Origin of the sequence: Cupriavidus oxalaticus (assembly GCF_016894385.1) — a bacterium.
GTDB lineage: Bacteria > Pseudomonadota > Gammaproteobacteria > Burkholderiales > Burkholderiaceae > Cupriavidus > Cupriavidus oxalaticus.
In genome coordinates, this window is the sequence record NZ_CP069812.1 from 1,615,561 (window position 1) to 1,636,611 (window position 21,051).

At 66.7% G+C, this 21,051-nt stretch carries 23 protein-coding genes; 20 read left to right on the top strand and 3 right to left on the bottom strand.

The window, feature by feature from the left end; translation table 11 throughout:
* Positions 1–64 precede the first annotated feature (64 nt).
* The 19 genes from JTE92_RS19835 to JTE92_RS19925 all read left to right on the top strand — a co-directional run bounded on the left by JTE92_RS19835 (position 65) and on the right by JTE92_RS19925 (position 17,714).
* A complete protein-coding gene (locus JTE92_RS19835; RefSeq protein WP_063238996.1) occupies positions 65–1,276 on the top strand; it encodes a CaiB/BaiF CoA transferase family protein in 1,212 nt (403 codons plus the stop codon).
* Between the two features lie 41 nt (positions 1,277–1,317).
* Entirely contained in the window at positions 1,318–2,268 is a 951-nt protein-coding gene (locus JTE92_RS19840) for a hydroxymethylglutaryl-CoA lyase (RefSeq protein WP_063239066.1), read from the top strand.
* Positions 2,269–2,296: 28 nt separating this feature from the next.
* Positions 2,297–3,712, top strand: a complete 1,416-nt coding sequence (leuC, locus tag JTE92_RS19845) for a 3-isopropylmalate dehydratase large subunit (protein WP_063238995.1) — start codon at positions 2,297–2,299, stop codon at positions 3,710–3,712.
* Positions 3,713–3,731: 19 nt separating this feature from the next.
* Entirely contained in the window at positions 3,732–4,370 is a 639-nt protein-coding gene (gene leuD, locus JTE92_RS19850) for a 3-isopropylmalate dehydratase small subunit (RefSeq protein ID WP_063238994.1), read from the top strand.
* 55 nt (positions 4,371–4,425) lie between these two features.
* A complete protein-coding gene (locus JTE92_RS19855; RefSeq protein ID WP_063238993.1) occupies positions 4,426–5,418 on the top strand; it encodes a Bug family tripartite tricarboxylate transporter substrate binding protein in 993 nt (330 codons plus the stop codon).
* Between the two features lie 155 nt (positions 5,419–5,573).
* A complete protein-coding gene (locus tag JTE92_RS19860; protein WP_371136928.1) occupies positions 5,574–6,485 on the top strand; it encodes an NAD(P)-dependent oxidoreductase in 912 nt (303 codons plus the stop codon).
* 73 nt (positions 6,486–6,558) lie between these two features.
* Positions 6,559–7,719: an ABC transporter substrate-binding protein gene (locus JTE92_RS19865; RefSeq protein ID WP_063238991.1), complete on the top strand. Its 1,161-nt coding sequence runs from the start codon at positions 6,559–6,561 to the stop codon at positions 7,717–7,719.
* 40 nt (positions 7,720–7,759) lie between these two features.
* Positions 7,760–8,647 (top strand): branched-chain amino acid ABC transporter permease, encoded by an 888-nt coding sequence (locus tag JTE92_RS19870; RefSeq protein ID WP_063238990.1) that lies wholly within the window; start codon positions 7,760–7,762, stop codon positions 8,645–8,647.
* A 2-nt stretch (positions 8,648–8,649) separates the two neighbouring features.
* The gene (locus tag JTE92_RS19875) at positions 8,650–9,639 is read left to right on the top strand and encodes a branched-chain amino acid ABC transporter permease (protein ID WP_063238989.1); all 990 of its coding nucleotides are present in this window, start codon (positions 8,650–8,652) and stop codon (positions 9,637–9,639) included.
* Positions 9,636–10,442 carry an ABC transporter ATP-binding protein gene (locus tag JTE92_RS19880; RefSeq protein ID WP_063238988.1) on the top strand — a complete coding sequence of 269 codons (807 nt, stop codon included), beginning with the start codon at positions 9,636–9,638 and terminating at the stop codon, positions 10,440–10,442. Before JTE92_RS19875 ends, JTE92_RS19880 begins: the two co-directional genes overlap by 4 nt.
* A gap of 2 nt (positions 10,443–10,444) precedes the next feature.
* Complete coding sequence (locus JTE92_RS19885; protein WP_063238987.1) at positions 10,445–11,164, top strand: ABC transporter ATP-binding protein; 720 nt, start codon at positions 10,445–10,447, stop codon at positions 11,162–11,164.
* A gap of 43 nt (positions 11,165–11,207) precedes the next feature.
* Positions 11,208–11,612 (top strand): nuclear transport factor 2 family protein, encoded by a 405-nt coding sequence (locus tag JTE92_RS19890; protein WP_063239065.1) that lies wholly within the window; start codon positions 11,208–11,210, stop codon positions 11,610–11,612.
* A gap of 11 nt (positions 11,613–11,623) precedes the next feature.
* Positions 11,624–11,917 (top strand): YciI family protein, encoded by a 294-nt coding sequence (locus tag JTE92_RS19895; RefSeq protein WP_063238986.1) that lies wholly within the window; start codon positions 11,624–11,626, stop codon positions 11,915–11,917.
* Positions 11,918–12,226: 309 nt separating this feature from the next.
* The gene (locus tag JTE92_RS19900) at positions 12,227–12,844 is read left to right on the top strand and encodes a cysteine peptidase family C39 domain-containing protein (RefSeq protein WP_232353267.1); all 618 of its coding nucleotides are present in this window, start codon (positions 12,227–12,229) and stop codon (positions 12,842–12,844) included.
* A gap of 213 nt (positions 12,845–13,057) precedes the next feature.
* Complete coding sequence (locus JTE92_RS19905) at positions 13,058–13,321, top strand: hypothetical protein (protein WP_147318561.1); 264 nt, start codon at positions 13,058–13,060, stop codon at positions 13,319–13,321.
* A gap of 171 nt (positions 13,322–13,492) precedes the next feature.
* Positions 13,493–14,758, top strand: coding sequence for a hypothetical protein (locus tag JTE92_RS19910; RefSeq protein WP_063238985.1), 1,266 nt, complete (start codon positions 13,493–13,495; stop codon positions 14,756–14,758).
* A 308-nt stretch (positions 14,759–15,066) separates the two neighbouring features.
* The gene (locus tag JTE92_RS19915) at positions 15,067–15,402 is read left to right on the top strand and encodes a hypothetical protein (RefSeq protein ID WP_063238984.1); all 336 of its coding nucleotides are present in this window, start codon (positions 15,067–15,069) and stop codon (positions 15,400–15,402) included.
* Between the two features lie 321 nt (positions 15,403–15,723).
* Positions 15,724–16,704 (top strand): quinone oxidoreductase family protein, encoded by a 981-nt coding sequence (locus tag JTE92_RS19920; RefSeq protein ID WP_063238983.1) that lies wholly within the window; start codon positions 15,724–15,726, stop codon positions 16,702–16,704.
* A gap of 14 nt (positions 16,705–16,718) precedes the next feature.
* Positions 16,719–17,714: a Bug family tripartite tricarboxylate transporter substrate binding protein gene (locus tag JTE92_RS19925; protein WP_063239063.1), complete on the top strand. Its 996-nt coding sequence runs from the start codon at positions 16,719–16,721 to the stop codon at positions 17,712–17,714.
* Positions 17,715–17,741: 27 nt separating this feature from the next.
* Here JTE92_RS19925 and JTE92_RS19930 read toward each other — a convergent pair whose 3' ends face one another.
* Both JTE92_RS19930 and JTE92_RS19935 read right to left on the bottom strand, forming a co-directional pair.
* The gene (locus tag JTE92_RS19930; protein ID WP_063238982.1) at positions 17,742–18,332 is read right to left on the bottom strand and encodes an RBBP9/YdeN family alpha/beta hydrolase; all 591 of its coding nucleotides are present in this window, start codon (positions 18,330–18,332) and stop codon (positions 17,742–17,744) included.
* 9 nt (positions 18,333–18,341) lie between these two features.
* Entirely contained in the window at positions 18,342–19,253 is a 912-nt protein-coding gene (locus JTE92_RS19935) for a TauD/TfdA dioxygenase family protein (protein ID WP_084254583.1), read from the bottom strand.
* Positions 19,254–19,388: 135 nt separating this feature from the next.
* On the opposite strand from JTE92_RS19935, the gene JTE92_RS19940 reads away from it, so the two are divergent.
* Positions 19,389–20,429: an AraC family transcriptional regulator gene (locus JTE92_RS19940; RefSeq protein ID WP_063238981.1), complete on the top strand. Its 1,041-nt coding sequence runs from the start codon at positions 19,389–19,391 to the stop codon at positions 20,427–20,429.
* Between the two features lie 391 nt (positions 20,430–20,820).
* Here JTE92_RS19940 and JTE92_RS19945 read toward each other — a convergent pair whose 3' ends face one another.
* Complete coding sequence (locus JTE92_RS19945; RefSeq protein WP_063238980.1) at positions 20,821–21,045, bottom strand: DUF2188 domain-containing protein; 225 nt, start codon at positions 21,043–21,045, stop codon at positions 20,821–20,823.
* Between the last annotated feature and the right edge of the window lie 6 nt (positions 21,046–21,051).

The window sequence follows — 21,051 nt, forward strand, 5'->3', positions numbered from 1 at the left end:
CGCGCGCCGGTTCTTCCAATCTTGCATGGCAGTCACCGTATTTCGACAGGAGCAGCAAACCGTCATGGTCAACGAAGCGAACAAGGAAAAGATGCCGCTGCAAGGCGTGCGCGTGTTGGAGCTGGGATCGCTGATCGCCGGCCCGTATGCCGGCGGCCTGCTCGCCCAGTTCGGCGCCGAGGTGCTGAAGATCGAAGCGCCGGGCGAAGGCGATCCGCTGCGCAAATGGCGCAAGCTGTACGAGGGCACCTCGCTGTGGTGGTACAGCCAGAGCCGCAACAAGAAGTCGCTGACGCTGGACCTGCGCAGCGCGCAAGGCCAGGACATCGTGCGCAAGCTGGTGGCCGGCGCCGATATCGTGATCGAGAACTTCCGCCCCGGCACGCTGGAGAAATGGGGCCTGGGCTGGGAAGACCTGCGCAAGGTGAATCCGGCCCTGGTCATGGTGCGCATTTCCGGCTATGGCCAGACCGGCCCCTACAAGGACCGCCCGGGGTTTGCCGCGATCGCGGAATCGATGGGCGGGCTGCGCTATGTCAGCGGCTACCCCGACCGGCCGCCGGTGCGGTCCGGCGTCAGCATCGGCGACACGCTGGCGTCGCTGTACGGCGTGATCGGCGCGCTGCTGGCCATGCACCATCTGCGCAACAACGATGGCGAAGGGCAGTTTGTGGACGTGGCCCTGTACGAGTCGGTCTTTGCCGTGATGGAAAGCCTGGTGCCGGAGTTCGACAAGTTCGGCCATGTGCGCGAGCGTTCCGGCGCCAGCCTCCCCGGCATTTCGCCGTCGAACACATATCCCTGCCAGGATGGACAGTACGTGATCATCGCGGGCAATGGCGACGCCATCTTCCGGCGCTTCATGACGGCGATCGGCCGCGACGACCTCGGCCAGGATCCGCGCCTGGCTCACAACGATGGCCGCGTGCAGCACAACGCCATGCTCGACGACGCCATCGCCGCATGGACCGCCGCGCACGACCTCGACACCGTGCTGGCGACGCTGGAAGCCGCGGCGGTGCCTTGCGGGCGCATCTACACCGCGCAGGACATCTGCAGCGACCCCCACTACAGTGCGCGCGGCATGATCGAGCCGCACCAGCTTCCGGACGGCTCGCCGCTGGCCCTGTCGGGCATCGTGCCCAGGCTCAGTGAAACCCCCGGGCGTACCAACTGGATCGGCCCGGCGCTGGGCGAGCACACCGAAGAGATCCTGGCGGGCATCGGCATTGCCGGCGCCGAATTCCGCGCGCTGCGCGAGGCCGGCGTGGTCTGAGCCCGCGGCGCCAAACCGAAGGACAGCAAATGACCATGACCATGTGGCTTCCCCATGCCCCGCGGCGCGTCCGCATCAATGAAGTGTCGGTGCGCGACGGCTTCCAGATCGAGCCGGAGTTCGTCCCCACCGAAGAGAAGATCGCGCTGATTGACCGGCTGTGCGAAACGGGGCTGGCGCGGATCGAGATCACCTCGTTCGTGTCGCCCAAGGCGATTCCGAACCTGCGCGACGCCGAGACCGTGGCCAGGCAGATCCGCCGCCATCCCGAGGTCATCTACACGGCCCTGGTGCCGAACGTGCGCGGGTGCGAGCGCGCGCTCGAGTGCGACCTGGATGAGATCAACCTCGTCATGTCCGCCAGCGAGACCCACAACCTGGCAAACATGCGCATGACGTGCGAACAGTCGCTGGCGCAGTTCCGCGATGTGACGGCGCTGGCCCGCTCCGGCGACCTGGCCGTCAGCGGCTGTGTGGCGACCGCGTTCGGCTGCCCGTTCGAAGGCGCGGTGGCCCCGGAGCGCGTGCAGTGGGCCGCGGGGCGATACCTGGAGCTGGGCATGGACAGCATCACGCTGGCCGACACCACCGGCATGGCGGACCCGCGCCAGGTGAGCGAGCTGGTCGAGGCCTTCCATCGCTGGTTCCCCGGCGTGCCGCTGACGCTGCATTTCCACAACACGCGCGGCATGGGCCTGGCCAACGTGCTGGCTGCGCTGGCCGCGGGCGTGGACAGCTTCGATGCCTCGCTGGGCGGGCTCGGCGGCTGCCCGTTCGCGCCAGGCGCCACCGGCAACATCTGCACGGAGGACCTGGTGCACATGCTCGAGTCGGCCGGCATCGACACCGGCGTCGACCTGGACCGGCTGCTGGGCGCCGCGCGCGACCTGCCGGCACTGGTCGGCCACGATATTTCCGGGCAGGTCGTCAAGGCGGGCAAGCGCACCGAACTGTATCCGGTGCCGGAATGGGTGGGCGCGCGTCAGCACTGAAGCAAAGCATAAGCAAGGAGACACCATCATGACCGAGCCTGACCGCCCCGCGAGCCTGCTCGACAAGCTCTGGGCCAGCCACGTGATCCACCAGGAGACGGGCGGCCCCGCGCTGATCTATATCGACCGCCACCTCGTCAACGAAGTCACCAGCCCGCAGGCCTTCGAAGGGCTGCGGCTGAACGGGCGCAAGGTGTGGCGCGCCGCCTCGGTGCTGGCCACTGCCGACCACAACGTGCCCACCACCGCGCGCAGCCAGGGCATCGCCGATCCGGTGAGCCGCGCGCAGGTTGACGCGCTCGACCGCAACTGCGAAGAGAACGGCATCGTCAATTTCGGCATGGACGATCCGCGCCAGGGCATCCTGCACGTGGTGGGGCCGGAGCGCGGCGCGACCTTGCCCGGCATGACCATTGCCTGCGGGGATTCGCATACCTCCACGCATGGCGCGTTCGCGGCGTTCGCGTTCGGCATCGGCACCTCGGAGGTGGAGCAGGTGCTGGCCGCGCAATGCCTGTGGATGAAGAAGCCCAAATCGATGCTGGTGCGCGTGGAGGGCGAGTTGGGCAGGGGCGTTGCCGCCAAGGACATTGCGCTCGCGCTGATCGGGCGCATCGGCACGGCGGGCGCGACCGGCCACGTGATCGAGTTCGCCGGCAGCACCATCCGCGGCCTGAGCATGGAAGCGCGCATGACCGTGTGCAACATGGCGATCGAGGCCGGCGCGCGCACCGGCATGGTGGCCGTGGACGAGACCACGCTGGAGTACCTGCGCGGACGGCCGCAGGCCCCCCAGGGCCGGATGTGGGACGAGGCCGTCGAATACTGGCGCACGCTGCACAGCGACCCGGGCGCGGCCTTCGACGCCGTGGTGGACCTCGACGCCGCCACCATCCGCCCGCACGTGACCTGGGGGACGTCGCCCGAAATGGTGGTGCCCGTCGGCGAGCGCATTCCCGATCCGCGCGACGAGCGCGACCCGGTGCGGCGCAAGAGCATCGAGGCGGCGCTGCGCTACATGGGCCTGCTGCCGAACACGCCCATCGAGGCGGTCGCGGTCGACAAGGTCTTTATCGGGTCGTGCACCAACGCGCGCATCGAAGACCTGCGCGCCGCGGCGGAGGTTGTAAGGGGCCGGCATGTCTCGCCGCGCATCCGGCAGGCACTGGTGGTGCCGGGCTCGGGGCTGGTCAAGTCCCAGGCCGAGGCCGAGGGGCTTGACCAGGTCTTTATCGCGGCCGGCTTCGAATGGCGCGAGCCGGGCTGCTCGATGTGCCTGGGCATGAACGACGACCGCCTTGCGGCGGGCGAACGCTGCGCATCCACGTCCAACCGCAATTTCGAAGGCAGGCAGGGACCGGGCGGGCGCACCCACCTGGTGAGCCCGCAGATGGCAGCCGCGGCCGCCGTGGCGGGGCACTTCGTCGATGTCCGCGCGTTGTAACACCAGAGGAAGCCGAGCAATGAAAGCCTTTACCACCCTGGATGGCCTGGTCGCGCCGCTGGACCGCGCCAATGTCGACACCGATGCCATCCTGCCCAAGCAGTTCCTGAAATCCATCCGTCGCAGCGGATTCGGCCCCTACCTGTTCGACGAATGGCGCTACCTTGACCATGGCGAGCCCGGGCAGGACTGCAGCACGCGGCCGCTGAACCCGGACTTCGTGCTGAACCAGCCGCGCTACCGCGGCGCGTCGATCCTGCTGGCGCGCGAGAACTTCGGCTGCGGCTCCTCGCGCGAGCATGCGCCGTGGGCGCTGGAAGACTTCGGCCTGCGCGCGCTGATCGCGCCAGGTTTTGCCGACATCTTCTACAACAACTGCCTGAAGAACGGCCTGCTGCCGATCGTGGCGGCGCCGGAGGTGGTCGACCGCCTGTTTGCCGAGGTGGCTGCCACGCCGGGCTACCGGCTGCAGGTGGACCTGGCCGCGCAGCAGGTGGTCACGCCGGCCGGGGAGGTGATCCCTTTCACGCTGGATCCGTTCAAGCAGCATTGCCTGCTCAACGGGCTGGACGATATCGCTCTCGCGCTGCGTCACGCCGCGCAGATAGATGCCTACGAGCAAGTGCGGCGGCAGCGCGAACCCTGGTTATTCAACTGACTGGACATCCGGCCGCACGAGCCGGAAAGCCGCGACAACGATAGATGGAGACATGATGAACTGGAACACTCACACCCCTCGCGCACTGTGCGCCGCCGTGCTCGGCTTGGCCTGCTTCGCCGGGGCAGGTACCGCCCTGGCACAAGCCTATCCCGCACAACCGATCCGCATGGTCGTGCCGTACGCACCCGGCGGCACGACCGACATCATCGCCCGGCAACTGGCCCAGCGCATGTCCGAGAAGCTGCGCCAGCCGGTGGTGGTGGAGAACAAGAGCGGCGCCAACACCGTGATCGGGGCCGACGCGGTTGCCAAGGCGCAGCCCGACGGCTACACGCTGCTGCTGACCAACGACGCCACGTTCGTGCTCAATCCGGTGGTGTTGCCATCGGTGTCCTACAACGTGGCGCGCGATTTCGCGCCGGTGGCGGCGATCGGCTATGTGCCGCTGGTCATGGCGGTATCGGGCAGCCTGCCGGTGGACAGCGTCAAGGACCTGGCGGCCTATGCGAAAGCCCGCCCGCAGGCGCTCAGCTACGGTTCGTTCGGTGCCGGCAGCCAGCCGCACCTGATGGGCGCGCTGTTCAACAAGCTGTCCGGTACCGACCTCGTCCACGTTCCGTACAAGGGCTCGGCGCCTGCCGTGGCCGATGTCGTGGGCGGGCAAATCCTGTTGACATTCCCGGCGCTGCCGACGATCCAGAGCTTTGTCGCGGCGAAGAAACTCAAGGTGCTGGCGGTCAGCGGCGACAAGCGCACGCGCGCATTGCCGCAGGTGCCCACCTTCGAGGAGGCCGGCTACAAGGAGATGAATATCTCCGCGGTCTATGGCGTGCTGGCGCCGGCCAAGGTGCCGCGCGCGGTGGTCGACAAGCTCAACGCCACGATCCGCGAAATCCTCGACGAACAGGACTTTGTCAAGAAGCACTTTGCGGCGCAGGGCATGGTGCCGATGAAGCTGACGCCGGAACAGTTCGCGCGCTATATCGAGACGCAGACGCAGCAGACACGCAAGGTTGTGGCGCTGTCGGGCGTCAAGGTCGAGTAGACGGGGCCTCGCTCCCTGGCCCGGCGGCTTCTTTTGCCCCGCCGGTTGGCTCCCCTCTCCCGCTCGCGGGAGAGGGGCCGGGGGAGAGGGCCGGCGCGCCAACGAAGTCACGCGGGTTATTCATATCGCATACGCATTGATCGACCATGGAAGACGTGAAACAAACAAGCACCAACGCATCACCGCGCATCGGCTGGATCGGTATCGGCGCCATGGGCAGGCCGATGTGCCTGAACCTGCTGAAGGCCGGCCACGCGCTGACGGTGTTCGACAAGGTGCCCACCCAGTGCGAGCCGGTCGTTGCAGCGGGTGCCCACGCCGTGCCGTCCGCGCGGGATGTGGTAGCCCAATCCGATGTGGTGTTCTCCACCATCTTCGACGACAGCAGCTTGCGCGCGCTGTTCCTGTGCGACGGCGGCATTGCCGCCGCGGCGGCCGCGGGCCAGGTCTTTGTCGACATGAGCACGGTATCGCCGGAAGCCTCGGCTGAGGTGGCCGAGGCACTGTCGCAGCGCGGCGCCAGCTGGCTGCGCGCGCCGGTGTCCGGCACGGTGTCGCTGGCCGCGAGCGCGCAGCTGAGCTGCTTTGTGTCCGGGCCACGCGAGGCGTTCGCTACGGTGCAGCCGCTGCTGGCCTGCCTGACCGCGCGCCAGTCATATGTCGGCGGCGCCGATGAGGCGCGCGTGATCAAGCTGATGATCAACATGATGGTGTTCATGAGCACGGCGGTGATCGGCGAAGGGCTGGCCTTCGGCGAGCGCGCCGGGCTGGACCGCGCGCTGATGGTCGATGCGATCAATGACAGCATCGTCGGCAGCCCGCACTACCGCACCAAGGCCGACAAGCTCAAGCAGCGCGAGTACGGCGCCGCGGGGCCGATCTCGCTGGTGGTGAAGGACCTGGACCTGGCGCTGGCCGTGGCGCGCGAGAACGCCGTGGCGCTGCCGATCTCGTCGCTGGTGCGGCAGTACCTGGCGATGATGCAGCAGCGCGACCTGGGCCACCTCGACATCGCCGCGCTGGCCGATGTGCCGGCCTGGAGCAGTGCGCCGGACGGGGGGCCGTGATAGTCGTCGTTAACTGAGGCGCGCCACGAGAGCACGCCCAATTCCCATGAATCATGACAAAAAGGATGGAGACATGAACCTCAAGCAAATCATCCGGACGCCGCGCGGCGCCCTGTGCGCCGCGGTGGCCGGGTTGGCTCTCGGGCTGGCACAGCAGCCGGCGCTGGCCCAGGCCAGGCCCGGCGCGGAGCCGGTGCGCATCGGCGGCCTGTTTTCAACCACCGGCGGCCTCGCCGCCGTGGGGCTGGCCGAGCGCGAAGGCGCGCTGCTGGCGCAGAAGGTCATCAATGCCCGCGGCGGCATCGGCGGGCGGCCGCTGGAGCTGGTCGTCGAGGACGACGGCTCCAGCCCGGATTCCGCAGTGGCCAAGGCCAATGCGCTGCTGCACACGCACAAGGTGCGCGCCATCGTCGGCCCGTCCGGTATTGCGCAGACGGTGGCCATCGGCGGCATCACACAGGCGCAGAAGGTGCCGCTGTTTTCGTTCTCCGGACTCGGGCCGGCGGTGGAGCGCGAGCGTACCTGTGTCTTCCACCTGACGCCCTCGCAGGAACTGAATGCGCGCGCCGTACTGTCCTATGCGCGCGACAACGGCCTCAAGCGCATCGGCGTGCTGCACGACTCGGGCTACGGGCAGGTGGTGTGGAGCAGCATGAAGACGCTGGACCGCCAATACGGCGTCACCTTCGTGCAGGTCGAGAAATTCGAGATCGCCGCCACCGACGTTACCACGCAGGCCGCCAAGCTCAAGGCCGCCACGCCGGACGCGATCGTGGTCATCTCCACCTCGCCCGCGCCGTTCCGCAACGTGCGCCAGTTGAAGATCGGCGCGCCGATCATCTCCGTGCACGGCACCGCCACCTACGAGACCGTCAAGGGCATGGGCGAGGCCGCCGACAACATCATCCATCCGGAGTTCATCGTCTCGGAAGATCCGCTGCCGGGGCAGAAGGAGTTTGTCGAGGCTTACCGCAAGGAGTACGGCAAGCTGCCCAAGCATTTCGCCGCCGTGGGCTGGGATGCGGTGATGGCGCTGGCCAACGGCCTGAAGGCCGCGGGCGCCGATGCGGCCGGCGACAAGCTCTGCAGCGCGCTGCGCCGGCCTTACCAGGGCGTCACGATGGGCTATGACTTTTCTGCGCTCGACATGGGCGGCATGACGCTGGCCGGCTTTACCTACTCGAAGCTGCAGAAGGGCCAGTTCGTGCGGCTGGACTACAAGGCCCGGCCCTAGCCGGCGGCAGTGGCAATAGGCATCGGCAAAAGGATCGGCAATGTCTGACATCCTAGTTATCCAGGCGGTCCTGTCCGGGATCACCAATGGCTTCGTCTACGCACTGATCGGCGTGGGCATATCCATCATCTTCAAGGGCACGCGCATCGTCAATGCGATGCAGGGAGAGTTCGCGGTCATTGGCGCGCTGGTTGCGGTGTTCGCGCTGAAGACGCTGGGCTTGCCATATCCGGTGGCGATTGCAGGCGGCATTGCCGCCGGCGCCGCCAGCGGCCTGGCCATCGACACGCTGTTCGTGCGCCCGATGATGCGCCGGGGCGCCGGCGAGGAGAGCTTCCTGCTGCTGACCATCGGCCTGGCGTTCGCGCTGTCGGCCGCGGCGCTGTACTTCGGCGGGCGCGATTCGCACCTGCTGCCGGCCATCGGCGGCGAGGGCGTGGTGGAGTTGCTGGGCGCGACCGCGCCGGTGCATGCGCTGATGCTGGTGGGCATTGCGGTGCTGCTGGTGGCGGCGTTGCGGCTGTTCTACACCAGGACCCTGGTCGGCCTGGCCATGACGGCGGCGTCGCTGGACCCCGACGGGGCCACCACCACCGGCATCAACGTGCGCCGCATGCGCACGCTGACCTTCCTGCTCGGCGGCGGCTTCGGCGCGGTCGCGGGGGTGCTGGTGACGCCGCTGCTGTCGATGAACTACCAGATGGGCATCGGCCTGACGCTGAAGGGCTTTGCCGCGGCCATCCTCGGCGGGCTGGGCAATCCGCTGGGCGCGGTGGTGGGCGGGTTGCTGCTGGGCCTGACCGAATCGCTGGCGGTAGTGGGCTTTCCGTCCGGCTATCGCGACGTGGTCGCGCTGTCGATCCTGGTCGTCATCATGATTCTGCTCCCCAATGGCGTGCTGGGCCGCGCGGGGCGCAAGGGAGGATAAGCATGAACGCATCATCCAATGCCACGCGCTGGCTGGTGGTGGCCGCGCTGGTGGTGTGGGCGCTCGCCGGGCAACTGCTGTCGCGCCACTACATCGACCTGCTCAATTTCGCCGCCATCCTGGCCGTGGGCGGCCTGGGCGTCGGCCTGCTGCTGGGACAATGCGGCATCGTCAACCTCGCACAGGCCTCGTTCTACGGCATCGGTGCCTATGCCTCGGCCTACTGCACGACCGTGCTGGCATGGCCGGCGCCGGGCGGCGCCGCGGCAGGCCTGCTGATCAGCGCAGCGCTGGCGGCGGCGATCGGCCTGCCGGTGCTGCGCCTGGGGGGCTTCTTCCTGGCCCTGGCAACGCTGGCCGTCGGCAGCATCGCCAGTGTGCTGTTCTTCGAATGGGACTGGCTGACCGGCGGCACGCTGGGCATCGGCGGCATCCCCAAGCTGTCGCTGTTCGGTTTCCTGCTGGATACGCCTGAGCGCTATTACTACTTTGCCTGGCCGCTGGTGGCGCTGCTGCTCTGGCTGGTGGACAACCTGGTCAAGGGCCGTCCCGGCCTGGCCATGCGGGCCATGCGCGACGCGGCGCCGGCCGCGCAGGTGCTCGGCGTCGACATGCACCGGCTGAAGACCGCGATGTTCGTGCTGTCGGCCATGCTTGGCTCGCTGGCGGGAAGCCTGTTTGCCCACTATGTGTCGTTCGTCAGCGTGCAGAGCTTCACGGTGGAGCGCTCGATCGTGTTCCTGCTGGTGCCGGTGGTGGCGGGCGCACGCTCCACCTACGGTGTGGTGCTCGGCGCATTGTTTGTGTCGCTGGTGCCGGAGCTGCTGAGCGGGTTGGGGGACTTCCACCAGGTGCTGTTTGGCGCGGTGCTGGTGCTGGTGGTCACGCTGATGCCGGGCGGGATCATGGGTGGGCTTGCCGGCCTGGTTACCCGCATGCATCGCCGCACCCTGGGCCGCACGCAGAACCCCGCATTGAAGGAGGTCCGATGAAATCCGCTGTTGCTGAATTCGGCGCCAGTGCCGCGGCGGCGGCAGGCGCGCAGGCCCTGCTGCGGGTCGAAGCGGTCGCGCACAGCTTTGGCGGCCTCGACGTGCTGCGCAATGTTGCGTTCGATGTGCCGGCCGGCAGCATCGTCGGCCTGATCGGCCCCAACGGCAGTGGCAAGACCACCTGCTTCAACATCATCTCCGGCTTTCTGCGGCCCAAGGGCGGCAAGGTGCTGCTGGCGGGGCGCGACATCACCGCCGACAGCGTGCAGCGGCGCAGCCGCGCCGGGCTGGTGCGCACGTTTCAGACACCGCAGGTGTTCGAGCACATGACGGTGCTGGAAAACCTGATGGCCGGCTGCCACAAGGCCACGCGCTCGGGCGTGGTGCATGCGATGCTGCGCTCGCCGCTGTCGCGGCGCGAGCTGCAGTCGATGCACGAAGCCGCGCAGGGATGCGCCCGCAAGTTCGGGCTGGAAGGCCTGCTGCAGCACCGCGCCGGCGCGCTGCCCGCGGGCCAGCGGCGCATCGTGGAGCTGGCGCGCGCCTGTATCGGCGAGCCCAGCCTGCTGTTGCTGGATGAGCCGTCCTCGGGGCTGAACAGCGAGGAAATCGAACTGCTGCGCGCGTGGATCCTGCGCCTGAACGACGAGGGCATGACCATCCTGCTGGTGTCGCACGACATGGGGCTGATGACGGTCTGCAGCACCGCCCACGTGCTGTATTACGGGGAAATCATCGCCAGCGGCACGCTGCAGGCCGTGCAGGCGGATCCGCGCGTGCGCGAAGCCTATATGGGAGTCTGACCATGCTGAAAGTAAAAGGACTGTATGCCGGCTACAGCCCGGTGCCCGTGCTGCATGGCATCGACATGGAGGTCGGGCCGGGCGAGGCGGTGGCCGTGGTCGGTGCCAACGGGGCGGGCAAGACCGCGCTAGTGCGCACACTGTCGGGGCTGGTGCGGCCCATGGCGGGCAGCATCGTCAAGGATGGGGTCGAGATCGGCCATGTGCCGGGGCATCGCCGCTTCGAGCATGGCATTGCCGTGGTGCTGGAGAACCGCAACCTGTTCGGCGAGCTGTCGGTGCGCGACAACCTGCGGCTTGCCGAGCAAGCCGGCAGGCGTGCGCGCGGCGGCGCCATGCGCTTCACGCACGACGAAGTCTGCGAACTGTTCCCGTTGCTGCGCGAGCGCGGCGAGGGCCAGGTCAGCCTGCTCTCGGGCGGGCAGCAGCAGATGGTGGCGATCGCCCGCGCGCTGCTGCTGCAGCCCGACCTGCTGATCATGGACGAGCTGACCACGGGCCTGGCGCCGCGCATCGTCAAGGAAATCCTGGCCGTGCTCAACCGGCTGCGCGAGCGCGGGCTGAGCATCGTGCTGGTGGAACAGAGCGTGGCGATTGCCGCGGAGATGACCGACCGCGCCTATGTCCTTTCAGTGGGACGGGTGATCCACGAAGTGCGGCGCGGGGAGTGGCAGGCGCTGCTGAACGACAAGACGCTGGTGAAGGCGTATCTGCATGGCTGAGGACAGCGACATGGGCAAACCGGACACGAAGACCGGAGGATATATGGAGGATCTCGCTGCGCTCAGGCAGGCGGATGCCGCGCGATACCGCGCGATGCTCGCCGGCGATATCGCGGGGCTGGAAGCACTGCTTGCGGATGAACTCAGCTACACGCACTCGTCGGCGTTGCGCGAAGACAAGCAGGCATACCTGGCATCGCTGCGCAGCGGGCGGGTGCGCTACCTGCGGGCCTCGGTACAGGAGGTGGGGCAGGAAATCTACAGCGACATCGCCGTGATGCAGGGCAAGGCGCTGCTGGTTGCCATGGTCGACGGCGTGGAGCGCACGCTGGACAACCGCTTTCTCAGCGTGTGGAAGCGGCGGGAGGGCGCGTGGCAGATGCTGGCGTGGGCCTCGACGCCGATCCCCGCGCCGGCTGCTGCGGCGCCAGGCCAGGCATTTCAATAGACATACTGGATATGGACTTCATCATTCATTGCCTGGACCACGCCGATGCGCTGCAGCGCCGGCTCGACAGCTACGACGCGCATCGCGCCTACCTGGCCGCCGCGGCGGTCCGGTGCGTCATGTGCGGGCCGTTGATGTCCGATGACGGCGCGCGCATGATCGGCAGCCTGTTCCTCGTGCGTGCGCAGGACAAGCAGCAGGTCATCGATTTCAACCGGGGCGATCCCTTCCACCACGCAGGCGTGTGGAGGGAGGTGCATATCCATCCGTTCCTGCTGCGGGTGGACAACCGCGATCCCGCCTGAACGGACAAAGGCCCGGCGGCTTCCGGCAATCCCCACTTCCTCCATGAGCAGTGTTTCAAAGCCGAATCAGCCTGTATTCCCTCGTTTGAAGGATGGGAGCAGGTGTTCTCGTGCACTACGCTTGCGTGAAATATCACACCACTGAAACCGGGGGGAATCATGGGTGAGTGGAGCCCATGCGGGCGGTACGAGCCTGCTGATCTTTCATTGTGCGAGGTGCCTGAGCCAGGCCTGGCTGGATCACCGAGGTCAAGGCCGACGGAAGCGCGGCCCAAACCGCCACTGGTCGCACCACGGAAGATGACTCCCATGGTGCAGCCCGGAACTTCCGGCCTGGGCGCCAGGGTTGAGCACCCGGAGCCGCATGCCGGCATGCGCGGTTTGACGGGCGCGGAGGATCCGCTGCTGGGCTGCCTGTTGTTGCTTAACCGAGCGCGGCAGCGGGCAATGCCGTCTGCCGTCCTGCTGAAAGGGCTGCCACTGGCAGGGCAGCGCCTCACATTGCCGCTCCTGAGCGACGCAGTGGAGCGCGCCGGCTGGTCGGCCCGACTCGTGGAGTCGGATCTTGACGAAATCCCGGACAGCGTACTTCCGGTGATCCTGCTGCTGGGCAGGGGCAGACCGTGCGTATTGCTGGAACGCCGCGAGTACGGCGGTCTTCTGGTCGCGCTCCCGGGATGGGGCGGCGGAGCCCAGGAGGTCAGTCGGGAAGCGTTGCTGGCCGAGTACAGCCGGTGCGCCATCTTCGTGCAGCCGGTGTCTCAGGCGGAAACGCAGGCAGACATGGGACCGGTGCAGCCTGGCCCGTCGTCCGGTGTCGCGATGCGACCATTCTGGTGGCGCTATTGGGACCGGCTGGTTGCCTCTACGTACAAGGCGATTGGGTCGCCGGGCGGGCAGCGTGCTGACGAGGCTGCCCGCGTTTGAATCTTGCGGTGCCGGAAGGCGGTTGTTGTGTGGCGGACGGCCGGAACAAGCCCGGCGCCTGCCGCACGGTTGTCGTGCGCGCTTCAAGACGTTCGTCGCGGCTCTCGCCTGATTCTTGCGATACAAGCATCGGCCGGAAGTGTTCTGCTCGTTCCGCGTTATCCCGCTATCCCATTCCTTCTGCTTCCCTGCCATCCCGGCACGCCAGTGCCGATGCCGAGCGCCGTGGTTTTCGGCCGCAGCCTGCCTTTCGATCGCGGCGTTTCATTTTCAAAACATGCTTTTGGTGGAGATTTTCCGACGCCTTTTCATTCGCTGTATCGCCGCAATATTTCCCCCGCTTTCGTGGGATATCGGATATCGGTGTGTGCGCGCACCGCGCTGTATGAAAACCCCATGGGCCGTCTGCATGGCCTTGTCCGGCAAGGCTTTTCGGGAAGCCGCACCATTCGTGTCCCTGCGAGCCGGCTTGATTGATTCGCCGCACAGCCCGCTTATCTGATCGCTGCCGAGGGCCTCATCGCGCGTACCTGCCACTCGTCCATAGGACCGATTTTCCATTCCGATTCCGCCAACTAGATTGATTTCGCTGGCGCTTGAAAAAGCTACGGAACCAACTGCTTGAACATCGGGAAACGGGGGACATCCATGAAACGCATCCACATGAAGCTGGCGGCCGTGCCGCTCGCCTGTCTATTCGTCACGGTCGCGGCGTGCGGGGGAGGCGGGGGCGATTCGACGCCTGCCAGCACCGCCGCTACGGCACCAGATACGGGAGCGTCTACGCCGAAGCCAGCTTCGACAGGCAGCGCAATGCTGTCGGGTACCACCGACCCGGGGCCGGATGTCGGCCAGGACGGTGACTTCTACCTCAATACCGCGACCTGGATGCTGTTCGGGCCCAAGGCAAACGGCGTGTGGCCCGCCGGGGTTTCGATAGCCGGGCCTGCGGGCGGAACCGGCGCGCAGGGCAACACCGGGTCTGGCGGCAACACGGGCCTGGCCGGTAACACCATCCTGTCCGGCTCGGTCGACCCGACCGATGGCGTCGGCAACAATGGCGACTACTACATCAACACCTCGACCTCGACGCTGTTCGGGCCCAAAGCGGATGGCACCTGGCCGCCGGGCGTGCCGCTGGGCGGGGGGACCGGATCGTCGGGCGCAGGCGGCGGCATCGTGCTGGCCGGCGCAGGCGCTCCAGACAACAGCGTCGGCAACAACGGCGACTACTATCTCGATACCAACACCTGGACGCTGTACGGGCCCAAGGCCAATGACCAGTGGCCCGCGGGTGTCTCGCTGGTTGGCCAGCCGGGCGGCGGCACAGGTGGCACAGGTGGCACTGACGGTACCGGTGGTGGCACGGTCGGCAACGGCGGCCACGTCCTGTACGGCAGCGGCGCGCCGGGCGACAGCATTGGCGTCGATGGCGACTTCTATTTCGATACCTCGACGTCGACGCTTTACGGACCCAAGCAGGACGGCAAGTGGCCGGCCACGGGTGTGGCCATGACCACAGCCACGGTCTACAACGGCAACTTCAACGTGCCGGACACGCTCAGCCGCGGCCACTATGCGATGACTGGCGCGGGCGGCGCCGTGCCCCTGCCGTCGGACTTCGGCGTCGTGATTCCCTACGACTGCAGCCGCGTCACGCTCACTGCCGGCACGCTCGGCAAGGTGCAGGGTGTGCTGGACATCGGGCTGTACAAGGTCACCGGGTCCGGCACCTCGGTGATCCTGGCGCCGGTCGGTGAACTGAGCTGCAAGATCACCAACGGGCAGCAGAACTGCAGCCGGACGGTGCCGTCCGGAACCATCAACCACAACGACAAGCTGCAGGTCCAGGTGGATAACAACCAGTCCACGAAGTGGGGCGGCCTTGCCGTGAACCTCGCCTGCGTCAAGTAAGGCGGGTGGACGGGGCACGCCGTGCCAAAGGGAGGAAGGCGTGCGCTTGGACAGCGGCCGGGACATAGCGTCCCGCCGCTGTTTTTTTCGTCCGTGCGTTGAAATCGAAGGCGTGCGGCGCTTGGTCCCTGTCACCCATCCGGTGCCGCTCCCGTTCCCCTTTGCTACGATAGGCGCTCGTCTTGGCGAAGCATGCCCCAAAGCGTGCCGGACCTGGGGCCGCACGAAGCCGGCGTCCGGCCCTGCGGCGAGGCCCCGAGCGCGTCGGTCCTTTGACCACCGCCATCACTGGAGAGGAGGGTGCCACCATGAAGCCCACGCGCATTGCCCTGATAGCCGCTGCCATGCTGGCGCTGGCGGGCTGCACCTACTATGGCTATCCACCCACGGCGGGCGCGCCGGCCAGCTACGACCGTTCCTTCTATGCGGCCGCGGATGCCATGCGCGACCAGGGCCTGGCGATCACCAGCCAGGATGCGATGGCCGGCACGGTCGTCGGCAGGAAAGATGGCGATACCGTCACAGCCAGTGTCCGCCAGCAAGGCGACGGCAGCGTGCGCGTGGAGTTCAATGCCACCGGCGCGCGCGATTCCGGCCTGATCGAGCGGGTTTCCCGCAGCTATGACCGCCGCATGGGACGCTGAAAGGCGCCGCCGCAGGCCGTAGCGGAGCACCCGGGCCGGTGCCTGCGCCGGGTTCCTCCCGGCGTTGTGAGTTCACGCGCCCGGCGCACAGGTCCACGTCAGGACCATAGCCCACCTTCGTCTGTTATCCCGTTGCCGTGCCAATGGAGCCATGGCGCATGGCCAATGGCTGGCTGCAACCGTCGATGACCGGTGCGCCAGCGTTTGCCGGCATCTGTCGCCAACGGGCAAGTTCGAGGCACGCAGGGTAAAGCGGGAAGTGGCGCCACGGCAGAACATGCAAGCGTCGCGAGGACAATACAAGACAGGACAGGAGGCAACATGGCGAAAGTCGTCAGATTTTACGAAACAGGCGGACCCGAGGTCCTTCGCTTCGAGGACACCAGCGTGGGGGAACCGGGCCCCGGAGAAGTCCGCGTGCGTCACGTGGCCGTGGGCCTGAATTTTGCCGACACGTATTTCCGCGGTGGCACTTACGAGGTGCCGCTGCCCAGCGGCCTCGGCAACGAGGCGGCCGGCGTCATCGAGGCCGTTGGTGCCGGCGTGACCCATCTGGCGGTCGGCGATCGCGTGACCTACACGGGCTTTATCAACACGCTGGGTGCCTACAGCACCGAGCGGCTGATTGCCGCGGCACCGCTGATCAAGCTGCCCGAAGCAATCAGCTGCGAAGCCGCGGCGGCAATGACCATGCGGGGCTTGTCTGCCGCCTATCTGGTACGCCGGATCTATCCCTTCAAGGCGGGCGATACCGTGCTGCTGCATGCCGCGGCGGGTGGCGTCGGCCTGATCGTTTCCCAATGGGCGAAGTTGCTGGGCCTGAACGTGATCGGCACGGTTTCAACCGATGCCAAGGCAGAAGTCGCGCGCGCGCACGGCTGCGACCACACGATCAACTACAGCCACGAGGATGTCGCCAAACGCGTGCGGGAACTGACGGACGGAGCAGGCGTGTCGGTGGTCTTCGACAGCGTGGGCAAGGCCACCTTCATGTCCTCGCTGGACTCGCTCAAGCGCCGTGGCCTGCTGGTCTGCGTCGGTACCGCTTCCGGCAAGATCCCGCCGTTCGATCCGCAAATCCTGGCCCGCAAGGGTTCGCTGTACCTGACTCGCCCGGGCCTGGCCGACTACATTGCCGATCCCGCCGAAAAGGCGGAACTGGTCGATGAACTGTTCGGCCACGTTGCGGCGGGCCGCATCCGCATCGAGATCAACCAGCGGTATGCCCTGGAGGATGCGGTGCAGGCACATCGGGACCTGGAGGCGCGAAAGACCACCGGCTCGTCCATTTTCGTGATCTGAGTGTCGGGATGGACATGAAGAAGCAGAGACATCACTTCTTTCGGTGCGGTTGCACGTTCGCAATCGGTGTCGGTCTCGCCGGCGCCATCCACGTGGCTCAGGCGCAAGAGGCCTGGCCCGGCAAGCCGCTTCGCCTGGTGGTGGCGGGGCCGGCGGGCGGCACCGCCGACGCCCTGGCGCGGCTGCTGGCCGAGGGCCTGCAGCAAAGACTGGGCAAGCCCGCCATCGTGGAAAACAAGCCCGGCGCCGCCGGCGCGCTGGCAATCAGCGATCTGCGATCCACCGGCAAGGACGGCCATACCCTGCTGGTGATCCAGGGTGGCGTCGTCAGCGAGGCGCCGCTGGCGTACAAGGTCCATTACGAGCCGTTCAAGGACCTGAAGCCTCTGGCCCAGGTCAGCCGTACCGGGTTGGTGCTGGTTGCCAACAAGGATCTGCCGGTTTCCAACCTGAAGCAGCTGGTCGACTATGGGAAGTCGCAGAAGGATGGAGTGGTCTTCGCGTCTTACGCTGCGGGCTTGCGGGGGCACACCTCTGGCATGCAACTCGGGCAACTCACGGGCGTGCCAATGCGGCATGTGGGCTACAAAGGCTCGCCTCCGGCATTGAACGACCTGATGGGCGGCCACGTGCCCCTGATGTTCGATGGGGTGACAACCTCGTTGCCACTGATCAAGGCCGGAAAGATCAAGGCGATTGCCGTGGGCTATCCGACCCGGATTGCCGGACTTCCCGATGTGCCGACCTTCAATGAGCTTGGCTATCCGCAGTTGGCGCAAGCAGGCTGGTTCGCCGTGTGGTCCCGCCCGGACGTCGATCCTGCTGTCCAGCAAAAGATCCGCGAGGTGACGCTGGCGTATTTCAGGCAGCCCGCGGTGCAGCATCGCATCAAGGAGATGGGCATGGAGCAGGGGAGTGCCGCCACCCCGGAAGAATTGGTGGCGGACTTGAAGCTGGCATACCAGCAACAGTCCGCGCTGCTGAAATCCATCAATTACCAGCCGGACTGAGCCGGACTTAGCCGGACTGAATTCCGGCTATCCGCGGGCCGTCGTCGGGAGATTCGCTTGCGAGAGCTCGCGGATGAACGCTTCGGCCCGCGGCCATTCACCATAGCCCGAGGCCGGGTTCAGGTGCCCGACCTCGCCCAGCTCGACGAAGCGGCTTCCCCACGCCTGCGCCAGCTCGCGGGCGCGGTCGAGGCGCGTCAGCGGATCGTTGCTGCTTGCCGCAACAATGCTGGGGAACGGCAACTCGCCACGAGGAATCGGCAGCCAGCCCTGGGCGTCCAGTGCCTCGGTCGTCGGGTAGCCTGCCGGCATCGGCGTCTCGAGGTCCGCGGGCGCTGCCAGCAGGGCGCCAAGAATCTCGCGTGTGGCACCCCGGGCCGCCCAATGGGCGACCATCATCGCGCCCGCGCTGTGCGCGACGATGATCACCGGCCCGTCGATGGCGGCCAGGGCGCGGTCGATGGCCTCGACCCGGGCAGCGCAACTGAGCTTGTCCTGCTCAAGCGGGGCGACGCTGACGACGCGAGGCAGCCTTGCGGCCAGCAGCGTCTGCCAGTGTTCCGGCACGTGGTCACGCAGGCCGGGAACGATGAGGACGGTTGGTTTGGTAACGGTCATGTCAGTCTTTCAGTAGGGTTGGTCACCAACGATGGCGGCGCGCTCCATCTTTCGGTGACACGGTGGGTAATCCATCACTGCGTAGTGCTGGGTCGAACGGTTGTCCCAGAACGCCACGCTGTTTTTCTTCCAGCGAAACCGAACCTGGTATTCCGGAATGCTGGCCTGGCTGACCAGATAGTTGAGCAGGTGGCTGGCGCCCGGCGCCTTGTCGAGCCCGAAGCGCACGTTGGCCGGCACATTGAAGTTGGTGAAGTGCGTCGTAAAGCTGCCATTGACGAACAGCACTTTTTCGCCGGTTTCCGGATGGGTGCGGACAACGGGGTGCTCGGCATCCGGATACCGCGCCTTCAGCGCAAGACGTTTCTCGATCGGCATGGCTGCGCCGAAGCTCGCCTCGATGCTGTGCCGGGCGCGCAATGGGGCGATCCTTGCCTTGATCTCCTCGGGCAGCTGGCGATAGGCCTCGACCATGTTGACCCACATGGTGTCGCCGCCCACGGGCGGGCATTCGACACAGCGCAGCACGCAGCCCAGCGGCGGCCTTTCGCGCCAGGTGGCATCGGTATGCCAGGAGTTTTCGTTGCGTTCGGGCGGGCTGTCGGGAGTCTTGTAGATCTGGACCAGTCCCGGGTAATCGGGATGGCTGCCCACCACGGGATGGTCCTCCAGCTCGCCAAAGCGGCGCGCAAAAGCCACATGCTCCGCGCGCGTGATGTCCTGGTCGCGGAAGAACACCACGCGATGCTTGAGCAGCAGCGCCCGGATCTCCGCCATCTGCTGGTCGTCCTGGGCAGCCGCGCCGAGGTGCACGTTACTGAGCTCGGCGCCGATCGTGCAGGTGACTGGCTCGACCCGGATGGAATTCCCGAGCGAGGTGGCGCGGACCACCGCGGGTGCCGCTTCTGGGCGTTGGCTCATGAGTGTTGTCTCCTATGGTGGATCTGGCCTGATCTGGCCGATCGCCTGCGGAGTTTGGACGCCACGGGTTTCTCCCGCTTGACACTACATGACAGGCTTTTATCATTCCGTGTCACTGTTTCACTGGGCTCTGCAATGTCGTCTCTAGTCCGCGCTGCGGCCCTCACCAACTACAGCGAGGTCGCCCTGGCTGCCGGACTGGATCCGGTGCGGATGCTCCTTGACGCGGGCTTGAGCCCCAGTGTCCTGCGCGAGCCGGACTTCATGATCCCAGGGGAGCGTGTCGGACGACTGCTGCACGCGTCCGCAACCCTGTCGGGCAACGAAAGCTTCGGTCTGTGCATGGCCGAGTCGCGCCTGTTGTCCAACCTCGGGCCGGTAGGATTGCTGATCCGCGACCAGGCGACGCTGCGCGACTCGCTGCGCATCCTGATGCGCTATCAAACACTGCTCAACAGTGCGCTCTCGCTGGCGGTCGAGGAATGCGGCGGGCTGGTGATCATTCGCGAGGCGGTCATCGCCGGCAACGCCCACCAGCCCACGCGTCAAAGGGCAGAGCTCGCGCTCGGGGTCATCGTGCGCTTGATCCGGCAGCTGCTGAGGCCGGACTGGGAACCGCGGCGCGTCTGCTTCGAACATCCTGCGCCACGCGACCTCAGTACGCACCAGCGGTTTTTCGGCGCTTGCATCGAGTTCGACCACGAATTCAACTGCATCATCTGCACGAAGGCCGATCTCGATGCCCGCAATCCCTCGGCCGATCCCGCCATGGCGCGTTACGCGCAACAGTTGGTAGACGCTTCCGCCATTGCCCGGCAAGTGACCATGCTGGAGGACGTGCGGCGCGTCATCCTGCTGCTGCTGCCCAGCGGGCGCTGCACCATCGAGCAGGTGGCGGACCATCTTGGCGTGGTGTGCCGCACGGTCCAACGCCGGCTGGCGGAAGAGGGGCAGAGCTTTTCCTCGATCGTCAATGGCATCCGCACGGAACTTGCCGCGCGCCATGTCCTCGAGAGCGATCGTCCATTGACCGAGGTGGCGACCCTGCTCGGTTTCTCCGCGCCAAGCGGATTCTCGCGCTGGTATCACGCGCAGTTTGGCTGCAGCCCGAAGGAGAGCAGGGTGGCGCGGGGCACCATGCGCCGGCGGCCAGGCCCTGTGCATGCCAACGCATAGCACTTCGCGAGGTCATGCCGGATACGGTTGCCGTTGCCGTGCCCAGCCCTTCGAGAATTGCACTAAGCTAGACACAAGAACTTTCAATGGGGCGGCAATGCAACTCCACCTCTTGTTTCTACGCGTCCGCCGCGCCCTGGGCCGTGCCCTGGCCCAGGGTGCGGCCATTGCCGTTCTCTCGGCTGGCCTGGCGGGATGCGAAGGCGTTCCGAGGGATACCAGGGGAACACCCCCTCCGCCGCGCGAGCCTATCGCGGCTGGTGACGAGGTGTATCCGGCGCCAACGTCAGTACGAGACACGCGGCCTTCGACGCGCACACCATAGAGGCTGGGGCCGCAATTTCAGTCAGCTCCGCTGGACGGTTCCCTGTCCTGCAATGCAGGGGTGGGGTTATCCGTCGATGTCGCGTGGATCGTTGCAAAAGGAGCTTCGCTCCATGATCTGGTGGTCCCGGCCGTGGATCAGCAAGTCCACCTTTGCACGCCTGGCCTTCTCCGTCCCGGTAGCGATCGCATGATCCATCGAGGTGAATCGCTGCTGGTTGCCGGAGCGTCCTTCTGCTTCGACCGCCCAACCATTATGGGTGGGCACGACGTGGATATTCTTGCCTGGCATGGCACT